The 16856-nt window shown below is 66.3% G+C and carries 16 protein-coding genes; 13 read left to right on the top strand and 3 right to left on the bottom strand.

The annotated features are described in order from the left end of the window. Nucleotides 1-364: 364 nt before the first annotated feature. The 9 genes from EO174_RS10305 to EO174_RS10345 all read left to right on the top strand — a co-directional run bounded on the left by EO174_RS10305 (nucleotide 365) and on the right by EO174_RS10345 (nucleotide 7036). Nucleotides 365-877, top strand: coding sequence for an SgcJ/EcaC family oxidoreductase (locus tag EO174_RS10305; protein WP_115677302.1), 513 nt, complete (start codon nucleotides 365-367; stop codon nucleotides 875-877). A 287-nt stretch (nucleotides 878-1164) separates the two neighbouring features. After that, nucleotides 1165-1788: an OmpW family outer membrane protein gene (locus EO174_RS10310; protein ID WP_119127524.1), complete on the top strand. Its 624-nt coding sequence runs from the start codon at nucleotides 1165-1167 to the stop codon at nucleotides 1786-1788. A gap of 119 nt (nucleotides 1789-1907) precedes the next feature. After that, nucleotides 1908-2522: an OmpW family outer membrane protein gene (locus tag EO174_RS10315; protein ID WP_126944315.1), complete on the top strand. Its 615-nt coding sequence runs from the start codon at nucleotides 1908-1910 to the stop codon at nucleotides 2520-2522. Further along, on the top strand, nucleotides 2494-3426 hold the full coding sequence (locus tag EO174_RS10320; RefSeq protein WP_241240003.1) for a S1/P1 nuclease: 933 nt from the start codon (nucleotides 2494-2496) through the stop codon (nucleotides 3424-3426). The genes EO174_RS10315 and EO174_RS10320 overlap by 29 nt, the downstream gene beginning before the upstream one ends. A gap of 13 nt (nucleotides 3427-3439) precedes the next feature. After that, nucleotides 3440-4264: an MBL fold metallo-hydrolase gene (locus tag EO174_RS10325; protein WP_119127986.1), complete on the top strand. Its 825-nt coding sequence runs from the start codon at nucleotides 3440-3442 to the stop codon at nucleotides 4262-4264. A 75-nt stretch (nucleotides 4265-4339) separates the two neighbouring features. Further along, on the top strand, nucleotides 4340-5116 hold the full coding sequence (modA, locus tag EO174_RS10330) for a molybdate ABC transporter substrate-binding protein (protein ID WP_126944321.1): 777 nt from the start codon (nucleotides 4340-4342) through the stop codon (nucleotides 5114-5116). Between the two features lie 15 nt (nucleotides 5117-5131). Next, the gene (gene modB, locus EO174_RS10335) at nucleotides 5132-5818 is read left to right on the top strand and encodes a molybdate ABC transporter permease subunit (protein ID WP_172454204.1); all 687 of its coding nucleotides are present in this window, start codon (nucleotides 5132-5134) and stop codon (nucleotides 5816-5818) included. Then, a complete protein-coding gene (gene modC / locus EO174_RS10340) occupies nucleotides 5818-6432 on the top strand; it encodes a molybdenum ABC transporter ATP-binding protein (protein ID WP_115677306.1) in 615 nt (204 codons plus the stop codon). Before modB ends, modC begins: the two co-directional genes overlap by 1 nt. Nucleotides 6433-6478: 46 nt before the next feature. Continuing rightward, complete coding sequence (locus tag EO174_RS10345; protein ID WP_119127520.1) at nucleotides 6479-7036, top strand: flavin reductase family protein; 558 nt, start codon at nucleotides 6479-6481, stop codon at nucleotides 7034-7036. 18 nt (nucleotides 7037-7054) lie between these two features. On the opposite strand, the gene EO174_RS10350 is transcribed toward EO174_RS10345, so the two are convergent. Genes EO174_RS10350 through EO174_RS10360 form a run of 3 tightly spaced genes read right to left on the bottom strand, consistent with a single transcriptional unit; the run spans nucleotide 7055 to nucleotide 9295 of the window. Further along, complete coding sequence (locus EO174_RS10350; RefSeq protein WP_126944341.1) at nucleotides 7055-7639, bottom strand: hypothetical protein; 585 nt, start codon at nucleotides 7637-7639, stop codon at nucleotides 7055-7057. After that, nucleotides 7639-8937: a TonB family protein gene (locus EO174_RS10355; RefSeq protein ID WP_126944344.1), complete on the bottom strand. Its 1299-nt coding sequence runs from the start codon at nucleotides 8935-8937 to the stop codon at nucleotides 7639-7641. Before EO174_RS10355 ends, EO174_RS10350 begins: the two co-directional genes overlap by 1 nt. Next, nucleotides 8927-9295 (bottom strand): BlaI/MecI/CopY family transcriptional regulator, encoded by a 369-nt coding sequence (locus EO174_RS10360; protein WP_164740166.1) that lies wholly within the window; start codon nucleotides 9293-9295, stop codon nucleotides 8927-8929. Before EO174_RS10360 ends, EO174_RS10355 begins: the two co-directional genes overlap by 11 nt. A gap of 150 nt (nucleotides 9296-9445) precedes the next feature. Between EO174_RS10360 and EO174_RS10365 the strand changes: the two genes are divergently transcribed. The 4 genes from EO174_RS10365 (at nucleotide 9446) to EO174_RS10380 (ending at nucleotide 16855) form a co-directional block, all read left to right on the top strand. Further along, nucleotides 9446-11404: an acetyl-CoA hydrolase/transferase C-terminal domain-containing protein gene (locus EO174_RS10365; protein ID WP_164740167.1), complete on the top strand. Its 1959-nt coding sequence runs from the start codon at nucleotides 9446-9448 to the stop codon at nucleotides 11402-11404. Nucleotides 11405-11649: 245 nt separating this feature from the next. Next, complete coding sequence (locus tag EO174_RS10370) at nucleotides 11650-12711, top strand: phosphatidylinositol-specific phospholipase C1-like protein (RefSeq protein ID WP_126944350.1); 1062 nt, start codon at nucleotides 11650-11652, stop codon at nucleotides 12709-12711. Between the two features lie 136 nt (nucleotides 12712-12847). After that, on the top strand, nucleotides 12848-15562 hold the full coding sequence (locus EO174_RS10375; protein WP_126944353.1) for a TonB-dependent receptor: 2715 nt from the start codon (nucleotides 12848-12850) through the stop codon (nucleotides 15560-15562). Between the two features lie 369 nt (nucleotides 15563-15931). Continuing rightward, nucleotides 15932-16855 carry a L,D-transpeptidase gene (locus tag EO174_RS10380; RefSeq protein ID WP_184650477.1) on the top strand — a complete coding sequence of 308 codons (924 nt, stop codon included), beginning with the start codon at nucleotides 15932-15934 and terminating at the stop codon, nucleotides 16853-16855. The last annotated feature ends 1 nt before the right edge of the window (nucleotide 16856 follow it).

Consider the following 16856-nt stretch of genomic DNA (forward strand, 5'->3'; position numbering starts at 1 on the left):
GGGGATTGGGGAATCGGGAATCGGGAATCGGGAATCGGGAATCGGGAATCGAAAGGTGGGCACGCTGTGTGGGTGGCGTCAATCGACAAGGTGATGGGCTCGGCGCTGCAAGCACGACGCGGTATGGGCTGACGCCTGCCTGACTTGAGGGCCCGTGACGATCTGAGGTGCGGCACGAACGCGGCAATCGGGAATACGCTTTTTTCTTGGATATTTCCAATTTATTTCAATTACTTAAGTTCCACATCGATACGCTGAAAGGCGTATCGATGCATATGCCGAACAGCAGCATTTCGGCGCTCCGTGGATTTCGATACTGGCCGTGCCTGCTGAGGCACCCATCCATCACAACGGAGATTCCCCCATGCGTCGCACCTTTCTCTCTCTGGTCCTGGCACTGGCCGCCACCCCGGCGCTGGCTGGCGGCGTGATGCACTACACCGACAAGGCCACCTTGCCCACCGATGGCGAAGCGCGCGAAGTCGCTGCGCTGTTCGACACCTGGAACGCGGCGCTGGCCACTGGCAACCCGCACAAGGTGGCCGATCTGTACGCGCCGGACGGTGTGTTGTTGCCGACCGTGTCCAACGAGGTGCGCGCCTCGCGCGCGCAGATCGAAAAATACTTCGCGATGTTCCTGACCAAGAAGCCGCAGGGCGTCGTCAACTACCGCACCGTGCGCGTGCTCGATGACGACAGCGCAGTGGATGCCGGCGTCTATACCTTCACGCTGACCGACAAGGACGGCAAGAAGAGCAAGGTGCAGGCGCGTTACACCTTCGTGTACGAAAAGCGCGACGACAAGTGGCTGATCATCAACCACCACAGCTCGGCGATGCCGGAAGTGGATGCGCCCAAGCTCGCCAAGGCCAGGTAAGTGCGCGATCCCTGCCGCCATCCGCTCGCTGCCGGCTCCCCCGCGCATGCAGGCGTCGGAGTTCCTTCCCCGCCGCCGCTGGCGTCAGGCGCCTGGCATCGCAGCGCAGAAGCGATGCGCCGGTGCGATCACCGGCACGGCGCAGATCGCTGCTGCCGGTGCCTGTCCCTGCTCACCTCCGCGCATGACCTGTCGCGGCAGCGCGCGCAGCGATTGATCAGGATCAAGGCATCCATCGGGCAAAGCCCCAAGACTTCTTCCATCCTCTGCACACAACGGGAATTTCCATGCGCATGCGCTCTACCCTTCTGCTCGCCGGCCTGGCCGCCGCCTTCGCCAGCGTCCCCGCACTGGCTCAATCCAAAGGCGACTGGACCGTTGCCGTCGGTGCCCACCAGGTCGCTCCCAAATCCGATAACGGCCGCCTGGTCGGCGGTACGCTCGAAGCGGACGTCGGCAAGGACATCAAGCCCACCTTCACTGCGGAATACTTCATTGCCGACAACCTGGGCATCGAAGTACTGGCTGCGCTGCCGTTCGAGCACGACATCGCGCTGCGCGGCCTGGGACGTGTCGCCAGCACCAAGCATCTGCCGCCGGTGATTTCGCTGCAGTACCACTTCAACAGCCAGGGCAAGCTCTCGCCGTTCGTTGGCGCGGGTATCAACTACACCCGTTTCTTCAGCACCGACACGCGTGGCGCGCTGGCCGGCAGCGAACTGGAACTGGACGACTCCTGGGGCCTGGCCCTGCACGCAGGCGTGGACTACAAGCTCAGCGAGCGCGGCGCACTGCGGGTGAACCTGCGCTGGATCGACATCGATACCGAAGCGCGCCTCGACGGCAGCCGCATCGGCACGGTCAACATCGACCCGCTGGTCTACGGCCTGGCCTACGTGCACCGGTTCTGAGCCCGGCAGCGTGCGCGATGCATCTCTGGCACACTTGGCGTCCAGGGACGTGAATCCACCGCCGGAGTTGCGGACAGGTTGGCCACGTCGACCGCCTGTCCGACCTATCCGGGGATTCCATGAGCATGCTGATCCGTACCGCCCTCGCCATCGCACTGGCCGCCTCGGCCGCATCTGCCCTTGCACAATCGGCCGGCCACTGGACCACGGGCTACGGCGCCGGCTATGTCTCGCCCAAGTCCGACAGCGGCAGCTTCGGCGGCACGCGTGCCGAGATCAAGGGCGCCCCGACGCTGTCGTTCACCTACGAATACTTCCTGCGCAACAACCTCGGCATCGAGGTGCATGCCGCGGTGGCGGGCAAGCACGATCTGGAGCTTGAGGGCGTCGGCAAGGTGGGCAGCTACTGGTCGGTACCGCCGAGCGTGCTGTTGCAGTACCACATCAACGGCTACGGCACGGTGTCGCCGTTCGTGGGTGTCGGCATCAACTACACCACGTTTGTCGGCGAGGACGTCGATGACGCCTTCGGCAACGGCGATCTGCGCTTCGACGATTCGGTGGGCGCCACCGCACATATCGGTGTGGACTACATCTTCAACGAGCGCAGCGGCCTGCGCGTGGATGCGCGCTGGACCGATTCGCGCAGCAATGTCGATTTCAATGGCAGCCGGCTGGGCAAGGCGCGGATCGATCCGCTGACCTATGGCGTGTCGTACCTGGTCTATTTCTAAGCCTGCCGCAGACGCCGCGCTGAGCCGTGGCTGTGGTCGGACCGGGACGGCCATCAAACCGTCCCGGACCGATGCGTACAATTGCCGGATGAAGACCTTCTCCCCTCGCCTCCTCCTTCTTGCCGCAACCGTTGCCGCGGCATTCCAGCCCATCAGCGCCTTCGCCTGGGGGCCGCAAGGCCACCGCCTGGTGGCGCGCATTGCCGAGACCGAGCTGAGCCCGCAGGCGCGGGCACAAGTGGCGCAATTGCTGAAAGGCGACGCCAATCCGACACTGGCCGGTGTCGCCACCTGGGCCGACGAATTGCGCGAGCACGATCCGGACCTGGGCAAGCGCTCCGGCCCGTGGCATTACGTCAATCTCGGCGAGCACGACTGTACGTACGAGCCGCCGCGCGACTGCCCGGACGGCAACTGCGTGATCGCCGCGCTGGATCGGCAGACCGCGCTGCTTGCCGACCGCAGCCAGCCCCTGGACGTGCGTCGGCAGGCCCTGAAGTTCGTGGTGCATTTTGTCGGCGACATCCACCAGCCGATGCATGCCGGCTACGCGCACGACAAGGGCGGCAATGCATTCCAGCTGCAGGTCGCTGGCAAGGGCAGCAACCTGCATGCGCTATGGGACAGCGGCATGCTCAACGACCGCCAGCTTGATGACGACGCGTATCTGCAACGCCTGCTGGCGTTGCCGGCGACCGCGGCAACATCGCCGGTGCTGCCACCCCCGGCCGCGGCCTGGGCGCAGGCCTCCTGCAGGATCGCGATCACGCTCGGCGTCTATCCGGACAAGCACGTGTTGCCGGACGACTACATCGCGACCTATCGTCCGGTTGCCGAGACCCAATTGCGCGAGGCTGGCGACCGACTGGCCGCCGTGCTCAACGCGGCGCTGGCCACGCCCTGAGATGGAGACGCCGATGCAGCCCGAGGTGCTTGCGTTCTTCCACGCCGACAGCAACACCTTCACCTATGTGGCCGCCGACGCGGCGACCGGGGCGGCAGCGGTGATCGACCCGGCGCTGGACTATGCGGCCGACAGCGGCGCGGTCGGCACGCGCGCCGCGCAGGCGATCGTCGATGCCATCGCCCACCGCGGCTGGCAGGTGCAGTGGCTGCTGGAAACCCATGCGCATGCCGATCACCTGTCTGCCGCGCAGTGGCTGAAACAGCACTGGCCGCAGGCACGCATCGGCATCGGCGACGGCATCCGGGACGTGCAGCAGACGCTCGCGCCACGCTATGCGCTGCCGGAGGACTTCCGTGCCGATGGCTCGCAGTTCGATCACCTGTTCGCCGATGACGAGCGCTTCGCCCTGGGCAGGCTGCAGGTGCGTGTCATCGCGGTGCCCGGGCATACCAGCGACAGCATCGCGTATCTGATCGGCGATGCGCTGTTCCCCGGCGATTCGTTGTTCATGCCCGACGCCGGCACCGCGCGCTGCGATTTCCCCGGTGGCGATGCACGGCAACTGTTTGCCTCGATCCAGCGCATGTACGCGCTGCCGGAGGACACGCGCGTGTTCGTCTGCCATGACTACGGCCCGGGCGGCCGCGACGTGGCCTACCAGACCAGCATCGGCGAACAGCGGCGCAGCAATATCCATGTGCGCGATGGCGTGGAGGTCGATGCGTTCGTGGCGCAGCGCCAGGCCCGCGATGCCACGCTGCCCGAGCCCAGGCTGATCCGGCCGGCATTGCAGACCAATCTGCAGGCCGGCCGCTGTGACGGGGTGGTTCGCTGACGCGTCAGCGTGGCCGCCACGCGGCGCATCGCGCGCAGCCGCTATGATCGGTGCCTGACCCTGCTGGAGCCCCCCATGCGCACGATCGGTTTTTGGCAGCGCGCGTTCTGCGTGCTGATGCTTGCCCTGCCCGTCCAGGCCATGGCGCAGACCGCGCCGGTGACGGTGTTTGCTGCGGCAAGCCTGAAGGAATCCATGGACGAGGCCGCGGCCGCCTACCAGAAGGCGACCGGCACGCCCGTGCGCGTCTCCTATGCCGCCAGCTCTGCACTGGCACGCCAGATCGAGCAAGGCGCACCGGCAGACGTGTTCTTTTCGGCCGACCTGGAATGGATGGACTATCTGCAGCAGCGCGGCCTGGTGCTGCCGGCGCAGCGTCACAACCTGCTCGGCAATACCCTGGTGCTGATCGCCCCGGCCAGCAGCAGGCTGCGCGTGGATCCGCGCCAGCCGGGCGCGATTGCCAGGGCGCTCGGCGAGCGCGGTCGGCTGGCGGTGGGCCAGACCAACAGCGTGCCGGCCGGCAAGTATGCCGCCGCAGCGCTGCGCAAGCTCGGCCACTGGGACGGCGTGAGCAATCGCCTGGCCGAGTCGGAAAGCGTGCGCGCCGCGTTGATGCTGGTCTCGCGCGGGGAGGCGCCGCTGGGCATCGTGTACGGCTCGGATGCACGCGCCGACCCCAAGGTCCGCGTGGTTGCCACCTTCCCCGACGATAGCCACGAGGCCATCGTGTATCCGGTTGCCGCGTTGAAGAACAGCAGCAATGCCGGCACCGCCGCGTTCGTGCAGTGGCTGGGCAGCAAGCCGGCCGGGGCGATCTTCGTGCGCCGTGGTTTTTCGTTGCAGGATTGAGGCGCGCCGTTGTCGATGTTCACCCCGCAGGAGCTGACCGCGATCGGCCTGAGTCTCAAGGTCGCCATCGTTGCGGCCATCGCCAGCCTGCCGCCGGGCATCGCCTGCGGCTGGCTGCTGGCGCGGCGGCGCTTCCCGGGCAAGGCGCTGCTGGACGCCCTGCTGCATTTGCCGCTGGTGATGCCACCGGTGGTGACCGGCTACGCGCTGCTGGTGGTGCTGGGCACGCAGGGGCCGGTCGGCAGCTGGCTGCTGGAGCACCTCGGCATCCAGTTCGCATTCCGCTGGACCGGTGCGGCGCTGGCATGCGCGGTGATGGGGTTCCCGTTGATGGTGCGCGCGATCCGCCTGTCCATCGAAGCGACCGATCGTCGCCTGGAAGCGGCCGCCGCCACGCTCGGCGCGGGCCCGTGGCGGGTGTTCTTCAGCATCACCTTGCCGTTGGCCTGGCCTGGCCTGGTGGCCGGCATGGTGCTGGCGTTCGCCAAGGCCCTGGGCGAATTCGGCGCGACCATCACCTTCGTGTCCAATATCCCTGGCGAAACCCAGACCTTGTCGTCGGCCATCTACGGGCTGATGCAGGTGCCGGGCATGGAATCGGGCGTGTGGCGGCTGGCCGGCGTTGCCTTGGCGATCTCGCTGGCGGCGCTGCTGCTGTCCGAGTGGCTGGTGCGCAGACCGCATCCACGCGAGGACGGCTGATGCTCGATATCGACCTGCACCTGCAGCGCGGCAATTTCCAACGGCATGTCCACATCCAGGACCAGGCCCGTGTGGTGGCCCTGGTCGGCCCCTCCGGCGCGGGCAAGAGCACGGTGCTCAACGCAATCGCCGGGCTGGTGCGGCCGCAGGCCGGGCATATCCGCATCGACGGGCGCTGCCTGTACGACGCCCGGCAAGGCGTGGACCTGCCCACGCACAAGCGCAGGATCGGCTACGTGTTTCAGGATGCGCGGCTGTTTCCGCATCTGGATGTGCGCCGCAACCTGCGTTATGGCCGGCACGCCCGAGGCGCGGCGCCATTCGGCTTCGACGACGTGGTGGCACTGCTGGGTATCGCGCCCTTGCTGCAACGCCGGCCGCGCAACCTCTCCGGGGGCGAAGCGCAGCGTGTGGCGATCGGCCGCGCCTTGTTGTCGCAACCGGCGATCCTGCTGTTCGACGAGCCCTTGTCGGCGCTGGATCAGGCGCGCCGCGAAGAACTGATTCCCTACCTGCAGCGCGTGCGCGACGAGATCCGCCTGCCGATGTTGTACGTCAGCCACAATCCCGATGAAGTGCAGCGCATCGCCGATAGCGTGCATGTGCTGGAATGAGCGCATCGGCACCGTCGATCGCCACATCCAATCAGCTGGTGTGTCCATGAAACAGTATCGGAAACATGCATTCCCGGTGGAGCAGGTGCGCCGCTTCCTCGAACCCGGGCCGGTGGTGCTGGTGAGCTCGGCCCACAAGGGCCAACGCGACATCATGACCATGGGCTGGCATATGGTGCTGGAGTTTTCGCCCTCGCTGATTGCCTGCTGCATCGCTCCCGGCAACCACAGTTTCGAACTGGTCCGGCGCAGCAAACAATGCGTGATCAATCTGCCGACCGCCGAGCTGCTCGACACCGTGATCGGCATTGGCAACAGCAGCGGTGCCCAGATCGACAAGTTCGACCACTTCGGGCTGACTGCCGTCCCCGGCCAACAGGTCGCGGCGCCAGCCATCGCCGAGTGCTACGCCAGTTTCGAATGCCGCCTGCACGATGGTCGGCAGATCAACCGCCACGCCCTCTTCGTCTGGGAAGTGGTGAGCGCGCAGGTGGCCAGGCGGCCTGCGCTGCCCAGGACGGTGCATTACCGCGGCGATGGCCGCTTCATGCTGTCCGGCAAAGAAGTCTCGCGGCGGCGCCTTTTCGCACCTGAAATGCTCTGATGACAGCGATGCGCATGCTCATTGCGCCACCTTGCCCTGCCGCACGCTGACCTTGCCCTGCCGTACTTCGAAGGTGAACGCGAACGACAGCGTCACCGGTACCGGTTCCTCGCTGATCGCGCCGCTGCAGTCGTCAAGCGCCGCCGGCTGCGCCACGCCGGCGGCAAACGTGCACAGGGCGGCCGGCACGAACCGCCATTGCTGCACCGTGGTACGCACCGCCTGCAGCAGATCGGCGTTGTCCGGCAGCAGACCGGCCGCGCATTCGTCGCGATCGGACATGGGGGCGACGCGCTGCACCGCGCCGTCGGCGGCCAGGATCACATGCGCGCATACGGTGGTCGGCGGCAGGGTCTGCCGTGGCGAGTCGGCCGGCAGCACCGGCGCATCGCTGCGCAGTGCGCGCGGCATCCGGAAACGCTGTGCCGGCGCCAGCGTGTAAGACCGGATGGATGAGGCGCCGTCACCGCCCGACTGCGCGCTCAGCATGCGCTGGTCCACCGAATCTTCGCGCTGGCTGCGCTGCTGTTCCTGCACGCCCTGCGTTGCACATGCGCCGAGCGACAGCGCCAGGGCTGCAGTGCATATCGGAGTAAATCGCATCACGGCTTCTCCTGCATTGCGCAGCCTGCCGAGGCACAACCGGCAAGACGGCTGGACGCTGGTGCATCCGGGCGCGCTGCGCCGGCATCGGCAGCCGTGGACGTTTGCTCCGGCGCATCCAGTTCGAACTTCACCGGCACGCGCACCGTGGAAGCAATCGCCCTGCCATGTGCAGACGCAGGTGTCAGCCGCCACTGACGCGCTGCCTCCAGCACCGCTTGATCGAACACACCGGCCGGGCTGCTCTGCACGACGGCAATCTGCTCCGGTATGCCGCCCGGGCTGACCTGGATCTGCAGTTCGACAAAACCTTCGATGCCCTTGTCGACCGCGGCTGCCGGATACCTCGGCGGTTGCATCGTGGAAAAATCCACCGCGTTGCCCGCCGCCAGCGCCGGCTGTGCCGGCAACGCAATGCGCGCCGGCTGCACGGCCCAGGCAGCGGTGCTGATCGTCGCCGCCAGCAGCAGCACCATCACCACGCGCCAGTGCGCATGCCCGGCAGCTGCGGGTAAACCGCGCAGTGCCGCGATCCGTTGCGCCAACGGAGGCGACGCAGCCCAATGACAGGCCAGTTGCGTGCAACCGGCATCAAGCTGGGTCTTGAGCATGGCCTTGGCGTAACTGCGGCGCTTGCCCGGATGTTGCGCCAGCACGGCCGCATCGCAGGCCAGCTCCTGATCCAGCCGGAACGCACGCCAGGCCAGATGCATCAGCGGGTTGAACCAGCCGATGCAGAGCATCAGCGCTGCCAGCAGATTCGCATGCAGATCGCCGCGCCGCAGATGCATGCGCTCATGCGCCAGGATCAGCGCACGCTCATCGGCGTCGTAGCGCACGCTGAAATCCGCCGGTACCACGATGCGCGGACGCCAGAGTCCCAGCGATGCGGGAAGGCCGACATCGTGCGTGGCCGACCAGAGCCGGTGGTCGAGCCGATGCAACGGCCCCAGGCGGCGCAGGAAGCGCCGTTGCCGCGTCCACACTCCGAACGCCATCACCACCGCGCCGCCCAGCCACGCTGCCGCCAGCCAGCATGCCCACGCCTGACCTTGGCCCTGCACGCTGGACAGCGCCGGCAGGGCAGTCAGCGCCGGTAACCTCGGCACCGCCACGCCGAGAGACGGGCCTGGCAACACGGCCGCCACCAGGGCCAGCGGGACGCAGGACCAGATCGCATACGCCGCGGTGGCACCCGACAGCTTGCGCAGCGGGCGACGCAGGAACAGGCAGACCAGCAGCGCGACGGTGATGTACAGCGTCGCCCGCGACACCAGGACCCAGGCCTCAGGGTTCATCGTCCAGCTCCTTGATCAGTTGTTTCAGCTCCGCGATATCGGACGCGCTGAGTATTCCGCGCTCGCTGAAATGCGCCACCAGTGGCGCCACCCGCCCACCGAACAGGCGTTGCAGCAATCCCTCGCTCTGCTGCTGCACCCACTGCTCGCGCGTCAGCACCGGCGAGTAGAGATAGCGCCGCCCATCTTTCACCGCGCGGATGGCGCCCTTGCCAAGCAGGCGGTTGAGCAGGGTCTTCACCGTCGGCTCGGCCCAGTTGCTGTGGGCAGCCAGCGCGGCGACCACGTCGTCGGCGCTGCGCGGCGCCGCATCCCAGAGCACCTGCATCACCACTGCTTCGGCTTCGCTGATCGGCATGCGATTACATCCGTAATTTTTATCGATTACGCATGTAAAACTTTGGCCTGTCAAGCCCGTCCCAACAGCCTTGCGGCAACGGGTGCATCAACCCGGCCTTGTCGGCAGTCCGGGTAACCACCCCGCCATCGCCTCGGCTACCCTGCACCGATGACTGACCACCTGACCGACCTGCCCAGCGCTGTTGCGCACATCCTGCAACGCCTCGACGGCCCGCTGCGTGTCGGCGCGCCGCTGGGCATCGGCAAGCCGCACCGGCTATTGAACGCGCTATATGCGCAGCTCAAGCACACGCCCACGCGGCCACTGGCGCTGTATACCGCGTTGTCGCTCAACCCGCCCAAGCCGGGCACGGGGCTGGAGGCGCGCTTTGCGGCCCCGTTCATCGCGCGCCATTTCGGCGAGGACTTCCCGCGCCTTGCCTATGTCGATGACATGCTGCGCGATGCACTGCCGGCGCATGTGCAGGTGGAAGAGTTCTACATGCAGTCCGGCGGGCTGCTGCACTCCACCCAGGCGCAGGCCGACTACACCAGTCTCAACTACACCCACGCTGCTGCCGCAGTGGCGCAGCGCGCACCGAACCTGATCGTGCAGAAAGTAGCGCGCGAACCGGGCGGCACGCGGCTGTCGTTGTCGTGCAACAACGACATCACCCAGGACACGCTGGATGCGGTGCAGGCACTTGGCCTGCCGCGCCCCATGCTGGTGGCGGAAGTGGACACGCAACTGCCGTGGATCGGTGGCACCGCGGCGGTGGAGGAGGCCTTCTTCGACCTGGTCATCGACCTGCCCGGTCCGTCGCCGCGCCTGTTCGGCCTGCCCAGGCAACCGGTGAACAGCGTCGACTACGCCATCGGTCTGTATGCCAGCACGCTGGTCCGCGATGGCGGCACCTTGCAGATCGGCATCGGCACCCTGGCCGATGCGCTGAGCCATGCCTTGGTCTTGCGACACACCGACAACGCCACCTATCGGCGTGTGCTGCATGCGCTGGACCCGGAACTGGAACAACACCCTGCCGTGCGCGCCAGCGGTGGCCTGGCGCCGTTCGAGACCGGCCTGTATGGCTGCAGCGAAATGCTCAATGAAGGTTTCAAGCAGCTCGTGGATTGCGGCGTGATCCGCCGCAAGGTGCACGATGATCTGCCGCTGATGCAGCGCATCGCCGACGGTGGCGCCGACGCGGCCGATCACGCGCGCCTGGCACGCGAAGGCGAGTTTCTGCACGGCGCGTTCTATCTCGGCTCGCCGGATTTCTACCGCTGGCTGCGCGATCTGGACGCGGACACGCGCGATGCCATCGGCATGCGCCGCATCAGCCAGATCAACCAGCTGTATGGCGGCAACGAAACGCTGGAGCGCCTGCAACGCCGCGATGCGCGCTTCTTCAACTCCTGCATGATGGCCACCGCGCTCGGCGCGGCGGTGTCCGACGGGCTGGAAGATGGCCGTGTGGTCTCCGGTGTCGGCGGCCAATACAACTTCGTGGCGATGGCGCATGCCTTGCCGCAGGCGCGCAGCGCGTTGATGCTGCGGGCCACGCGCGATGCCGGTGCGCACGCAGCGAGCAATGTGCGCTGGAACTACGGGCACACCACCATCCCGCGCCATCTGCGCGACCTGTACATCACCGAGTACGGCATCGCCGACCTGCGCCACCAGACCGACCAGGACTGCGTGTTGGCGATGGCCGGCATCTGCGATGCACGCTTCCAGGACGCATTGCTGGCGAGCGCCAAGGCATCGCGCAAGCTACGTGGCAACCCTGCATTGCCTGCGCGTGCACGACGCAACACGCCGCAGGCGCTGGAACAGGCGCTGGCGCCGTTCCGTCGCGATGGCAGCCTGCCCGACTACCCGCTCGGCAGCGACTTCAGCGAGGTCGAGCAGCGCGTGCTGTGCGCCCTGACCTGGCTCAAACGCGCAACGGTTGGCAACAGCGCCAAGCTGATGACCCTCTGCCGCGCACTGCTGTCACGCGATACCGCCGATGCAAGCGGTGCCGCCGCTCTGCAGCGGATGGCACTGGATGCACCACGCAGCAGTGCCGAGCGCGTGCAGGCACGGCTGCTGGCATATGCCTTGCGGAAAACCGCAGTGCACTGAGCCGTCCGTGTCGCGAGACGCGAGGCCATGGCGCGTTTTCCGCAATATGACGCACGACGGCAACACGGCGGAAAGCCTTGCGTCAGATTTGGCCTCGATGATGGCGGGTACCTTCTTTCCGGCCTGGCTGCATGCGCTTGCTCCCCGCTGTTTCGGCGTTGAATCCACGCAATGACCGCAGAACGAAGCCATCGCGTGCGAAGCGAAGCAACATACGCAACGCTGCATGTCTTGGCTTGCTGCTGATGGCCGGCGCGACCGCGCACGCCGCTCCCCGCCTCACCGACCTGCAATACATCGGCAGCCATAACAGCTACCACGCCGGCTTCGCCCCCAGCGAAGCGACGCTGCTGCAACAACTGAGTCCGGAGCTGTTCGCGGCGCTGGATTACCGCCATCCGCCGCTGACCCAACAACTGGACGATGGTGTCCGGCAACTCGAACTGGATGTCTTCGCCGACGCCAACGGCGGCCTCTACGCGCACCCGGCCATCGTCGCGCAGCTCGCCAAGGCCGGCTTGCCACCCGCAGCGCCAAGCGCACCGGCCGGGGTCATGGACAAACCGGGCTTCAAGGTCATGCATGTGCAGGATGTGGACCAGCGCAGTACCTGCCAGCCGTTGATCGCCTGCCTGCAGGAAGTGCGCGCGTGGTCGATGCAGCATCCCGGGCATGTTCCGATCTTCATCCTGCTGGAAACCAAGCAGGCGCTGATGCAACTGGCCTTTCCGACCGTGCAGCCGGAGCCGTTCGATGCGGCGGCGATGGATGCATTGGATGCCGAACTGCGCTCGGTGTTTCGACCCGGCGAGTACCTCAGCCCCGATCAGGTGCGTGGCAGCGCAGCCACGCTCAACGCCGCGGTGCGCACGCACGGCTGGCCGTCGTTGGACCAGGCACGCGGCAAGGTGGTGTTCCTGCTGGACCAACGTGCGGCCGGCGCGAGCTACCTGCCCGGGCATCCGTCGCTGCGCGGGCGTGTGTGCTTCACCAATGCCGTGCCTGGCCACGACGATGCCGCGTTCACCGAACTCAACGACGGCCCCGCCGAGACGATCACCCAGCTGGTGAAAGCCGGCTATCTGGTACGCGCGCGGACCGACGCAGACCTGAAGGAAGCGCTGCGACACGACACCACCCGCCGCGACCGCATGCTGGCCAGTGGCGCGCAGTTGCTCAGCACCGACTTCCCCGCACACGAGCCGGCCGGCAACGGTTATGTGGTGCGTTTCGACGGCGATGCCGTCGCACGCTGCAATCCGCAGCTGGCGCAGGCGCGCTGCACGGGCGTCGACCTCAGGCATTGAGTCGCGATCGCGATCGTCGTCGCAATCCCGGCCCCAAGCACAGCGCTGTCGCAAAGGAAGGCGTCGGCGACGCACGCCCGTACCCGCGTCACGAGGGCCGGGCACCCCACGTTCTCCAACCACGCGAGCCAACTGCATGCAGCCCCCCCGCACCATCCATCGCCTGACCTGCGCCATCGCGCTGGCGCTGTCAGCCCCTGCGTTTGCCGAGACGCCGGAGCCCGCCACCACCACGCTGGATTCGGTGAACGTGCAGGCCAAGCACGCCGCCACACCGGGATCGCTCAACGAACAGCGCCTGTCCAGCAGCGTCAACAGCGTGATGAGCAAGCAGCAGATCGATGCGATCCCCTCGGGCGGCATCGCCGATGTGGTCTCGCATATGCCGGGCCTGTCGGCATACAGCGACATGCATCTGGGCCAGGCCACCACCGGCGAAAACGCCTACGTCAGCATTCGCGGCATGGACGCCAGCTACAACGCCTACACGCTCAACGGCTTCGGCATGCCGGAAACCGATTCGTCGACACGTGCGATCTCCTTGAACATGCTGGCGCCGTTCGGCATCCAGTCGGTGCAGGTGTCCAAATCCCCCACGCCCGACATGCCCGGCGATTCGATCGGCGGCGCGATCGACATGCGCACGCCCAATGCCTTCGACTTCGGCCAGGATCTCTACGCCAAGAGCACCGCGCAGGGCCAGTTCAACGCGCTGGCTTCGAAGCTGGGCGGCAAGCACACCGGCGGCACCTTCCAGCAGGAGCTGGCCTGGAAATTCGGCGATGGCCATGCCTTCGGCCTCTACGCATCGGCGTATTACGGCAAGAACAACAACATGGCGCAGGCGCCGGCGCCCAATAGCAAATACCTGCCGGCCGATCCCGCATTGGCCGCTGCAACCGACCTGCGCGATGTCGGGCCGTTGATCAGCACCCGCTACAAGTACAGCCTCTACACCAGCCAGATCGAGCGCTACGGCGGCAATCTCTCGCTGGATTGGCAAGGCGACAACAGCGCGCTGTATGCGCGTGCCATCTACGGCAGCTACGGCGTCACCGGACAACAGGACCAATCCAGCGCGCGCCTGGAAACCTATCGCAACCAGCCCACCGCGGTGCGCGGCGGCTATTTCAACACGCACGATATCGACGAAAAACTGGCGACGCTGCAGCTGGGAGGCCAGACCACGCTGGAGCGCTTGCGCTTCGACTACGGCAGCTCGGTCGGTCGCGGCACCCGCAGCCGTCCGGACTACGTGTCGGCCAGTCTGTATGGCTTTACGCCCGGCAGCTTCGCCTTCGATCTCAGTAACCCGCGCTATCCCAGCATCGCGCCGAGCACGCCTGCCCTGCAGGACTTCTTCTACAACCTGGATTCCTCGTTGTTGTGGAAGGTGCAGGGGCATGACGCCGGCAGCCACGACAACCGCATCAACGCGCACACCGATATCACCTACCAGGCCGATGGCGATGTGCTGGACAGCGTCAAGCTCGGCCTGTCTGCCGACCACTCCGATCGCGGCGCCTACGATCACCCGTTCTTCCACAAGGACGGCAACTTCGTCACCAACGGGCCTTACTTTGGTGGTCCCAACTACGCCTTCCCCACCGCCGGCGGGCCAGCGCTGAGCGCGATCCCGGGCCGCGTCACCTATAACGCCTTCGATGGCCGCTACGCCGGCCCGTTCAAGCTGCTGGACCGCAACTGGATGCTCGCGCAGGCACTGCCCTACAAGTACGTCAACGATCCCAACGGCGCCGGTGTCTATACCGCCAACGACTACAACGCCAACACCACCTCCAGCACCGAGGCGATCTATTCCGGTTATGCGATGGCCGCGCTGCATGTGGGCTCGGTGAGCGTGCTGCCCGGCGTGCGCTACGAGCTGACACGCTATTCGGCACAATCGTGGCAGTCCAGCGGCGACGGCAGCACCGGCAGCTTCGTCGGCACCGGCAGCACCTACGGACAGGTGTTGCCGGGCATCAGCGTCAACTATCGCCCGGATGATCTCACCGTCTACCGCGCCTCGTTGCGCCGCAGTTTCAGCCGCCCGGCATTCGGCCTGATTTCCGGCGAAACGGTGTACACCATCGACGACACCCAGCAGGTGGTGGGCATCTCCAAGCCCAACCCCGACCTGCATCCGAGCAAGGCCGACAACGCCGATCTCTCTGCCGAATTCTACGACCACAGCGGCGGCGTGCTCAGCGCATCGACCTATTACAAGCGCATCACCGGCTTCATCTACACCTCGCAATCGGCCACCAGCAACGACAACACGCTGGGCGGGCTGGTACCGACCGGCACCACCTTCGAAAACGGCGTGCCGGTGACCATGCCGCAGAACGGCGGCACCGCAACCCTCTACGGACTGGAGCTGGCAGCGAACAAACGCCTGCAGGGACTGCCGGGACTGTGGAGCAACGTTGGCGTCAGCGCCAACCTCACGCTGCAGCACAGCCAGGCGGACAGCAAACGCAGCGATCAACCGGAAAAGACCTGGCTGCCGCGTGCACCCGAGCGCATCTACAACCTGGATCTGTTCTACGACGATACGCATCTGCGCACCGACCTGAGCTACAACTACACCGGTCTGCAATTGCTTGGGCTGACCAGCGACCGGCTCAACTATTACCTGCAACCGGTCAAATCGCTGGACTTCACTGCGACCTATCACCTGCCGCACCATGTCGATGTGGGGGTGTCGGCCAAGAACCTGCTCAATGCCGCCACGTTCTACGAAACCCAGGGCAGGTCCAAGCGCTACATGGCCTACGACCCCGGTGCCGACGGCGCCTATGTGCAGACCGGACGGGTGTACATGCTGACCTTGGGCTACACCTACTGACGGCGGATCGGCGGACAGCTGCGGCGCGATGTCTGCCGCTGCAGGGACCGGGTTTGCACTGCTCTCGAATCGATCGCCTGACTGACACCCGGGCGATCGATTGCTGCATCGTGCACGACGCACGCCATCGCCCGGGAAGAAACCCAGCCAGGCGGACGCATCGCATCGACAGCTGCGCGGAAGAGAAATCACAGATATCCACGCACGCTTCGCATCGGAACTGCGTCGTCAGTCAGTCCCGGTGCAGCCATTTCACACAGACCACGCAGGCGGCTCGGGCAAGGTGCGCGCATGCCTCTTTCGGACCTGCTCATGCCACCACGCATCCACGCTCGCGCCTGCTTGCTCGCCCTTGCTCTGGGCACCTCCCTGTCCGCACTGGCGCAAGCGCCGCAGCCCGCCGCCGCACCTGCCCCGGCAGCAACGCCCGCTGCGACCGTCGTGCCGACTGGTCCGCGCTCGGATCTGCATGCACAGGTGTTGCTGGATCGCGCACATTTCTCGCCGGGACAGATCGATGGCGAGCGTGGCTCCAATCAACAGCGCGCCGTGTCGGGATTTCAGGCTGCGCACAAGATCAAGGTGACCGGCGAGCTGGATGACGCCACCTGGCAGGCCTTGCAGGCCGACAGCACGCCGGCGCTGGTGCAATACACGCTCACCGATGCCGATGTGGCCGGACCGTTCCAGCCGATTCCGAAGGGACCGGCCGAACAGGCCAAGCTGACGTCACTGGGCTATACCTCTGTGGACGAGGCGCTGGGCGAACGGTTCCATGCCGCGCCGGAGCTGCTGCGCCAACTCAACCCCGGCGTGGACTTGAACAAGGCCGGCGGCGTGATCCAGGTGCCGAACATCGACGGTGTCCCGCCGTTGGCCAAGCCGGCCAAGCTGGTGGTCGACAAGTCCGAATCGACGCTGCGCCTGTTCGATGCCGACGGTAAGGTATACGCGCAGTTCCCGGTGTCTTCCGGCAGCAAGCACGATCCGCTGCCGATCGGCCGCTGGAAGGTGCTGGGCGTCGCGCGCGATCCGGTGTTCAAGTACAACCCCAAGCTGTTCTGGGACGCGAAGAAGGGGGACCAGAAGGCCACCCTGCCCTCCGGCCCGAACAATCCGGTTGGCCGCGTGTGGATCGATCTGTCCAAACCGCATTACGGCCTGCATGGCACGCCGGAACCGGGCCATGTCGGCAAGACCGAATCGCATGGCTGCGTGCGCCTGACCAACTGGGACGTGGTCAACCTGGCCAGCGTGGTTGGCCCGTCCATGCCGGTGGTGATGCAGGAGTAAG

It is taken from the genome of Xanthomonas sp. BRIP62418 (genome assembly GCF_003993495.1).
Taxonomy (GTDB): domain Bacteria; phylum Pseudomonadota; class Gammaproteobacteria; order Xanthomonadales; family Xanthomonadaceae; genus Xanthomonas; species Xanthomonas euroxanthea.

Excerpts from the sequence above, each read along its gene's own strand:
- EO174_RS10375 (WP_126944353.1), top strand. The coding sequence starts at position 12,848 with ATGCAGCCCCCCCGCACCATCCATCGCCTGACCTGCGCCATCGCGCTG.
- EO174_RS10320 (WP_241240003.1), top strand. The coding sequence starts at position 2,494 with ATGGCGTGTCGTACCTGGTCTATTTCTAAGCCTGCCGCAGACGCCGCG.
- EO174_RS10315 (WP_126944315.1), top strand. The coding sequence starts at position 1,908 with ATGAGCATGCTGATCCGTACCGCCCTCGCCATCGCACTGGCCGCCTCG.
- EO174_RS10360 (WP_164740166.1), bottom strand. The coding sequence starts at position 9,295 with ATGCCGATCAGCGAAGCCGAAGCAGTGGTGATGCAGGTGCTCTGGGAT.
- modA (WP_126944321.1), top strand. The coding sequence starts at position 4,340 with ATGCGCACGATCGGTTTTTGGCAGCGCGCGTTCTGCGTGCTGATGCTT.
- EO174_RS10350 (WP_126944341.1), bottom strand. The coding sequence starts at position 7,639 with ATGCGATTTACTCCGATATGCACTGCAGCCCTGGCGCTGTCGCTCGGC.
- EO174_RS10370 (WP_126944350.1), top strand. The coding sequence starts at position 11,650 with ATGGCCGGCGCGACCGCGCACGCCGCTCCCCGCCTCACCGACCTGCAA.
- EO174_RS10325 (WP_119127986.1), top strand. The coding sequence starts at position 3,440 with ATGCAGCCCGAGGTGCTTGCGTTCTTCCACGCCGACAGCAACACCTTC.
- EO174_RS10345 (WP_119127520.1), top strand. The coding sequence starts at position 6,479 with ATGAAACAGTATCGGAAACATGCATTCCCGGTGGAGCAGGTGCGCCGC.
- EO174_RS10310 (WP_119127524.1), top strand. The coding sequence starts at position 1,165 with ATGCGCATGCGCTCTACCCTTCTGCTCGCCGGCCTGGCCGCCGCCTTC.
- modC (WP_115677306.1), top strand. The coding sequence starts at position 5,818 with ATGCTCGATATCGACCTGCACCTGCAGCGCGGCAATTTCCAACGGCAT.
- EO174_RS10355 (WP_126944344.1), bottom strand. The coding sequence starts at position 8,937 with ATGAACCCTGAGGCCTGGGTCCTGGTGTCGCGGGCGACGCTGTACATC.
- EO174_RS10365 (WP_164740167.1), top strand. The coding sequence starts at position 9,446 with ATGACTGACCACCTGACCGACCTGCCCAGCGCTGTTGCGCACATCCTG.
- modB (WP_172454204.1), top strand. The coding sequence starts at position 5,132 with ATGTTCACCCCGCAGGAGCTGACCGCGATCGGCCTGAGTCTCAAGGTC.
- EO174_RS10305 (WP_115677302.1), top strand. The coding sequence starts at position 365 with ATGCGTCGCACCTTTCTCTCTCTGGTCCTGGCACTGGCCGCCACCCCG.